General features: G+C 65.1%; 1 protein-coding gene. It reads right to left on the reverse strand.

What is annotated here, in order from left to right:
* Positions 1-35: 35 nt before the first annotated feature.
* Positions 36-292: hypothetical protein (locus BQ17_RS22670; protein ID WP_218068243.1), on the reverse strand; the 257-nt coding region annotated here is incomplete at its 5' end.

The raw sequence follows: 292 nt of genomic DNA on the forward strand, positions 1-292 counted from the left end.
ACTCCCCGTTCGGAACGCATCCTGCCGGTATCGGCTTACCGCCCTTTGGAGTGCGGCGGCAACCAGATACCCTTGGGCCTCAAGTGATCTCCGGGGATGGGCTGATGGCGCCCGTCTCCCGATCGGCACCAATCCGACGCCGCTTTGGATTGGGAGCGGCCAAAGACCAAAGCGCCGTCGCCGCGCTGCGGAGGAGACGCCGCACCGCCGATCTCGGCAAACAGCACGGTAATAACGCCCCCCGCTTGGTTCCAAATCAGAGGCAGCGCGCTGCCGGCGCACTCCAAAGAGT

It is taken from the genome of Candidatus Thiosymbion oneisti, from assembly GCF_900092655.1.
Classification (GTDB): Bacteria; Pseudomonadota; Gammaproteobacteria; order Chromatiales; family Chromatiaceae; genus Thiosymbion; species Thiosymbion oneisti.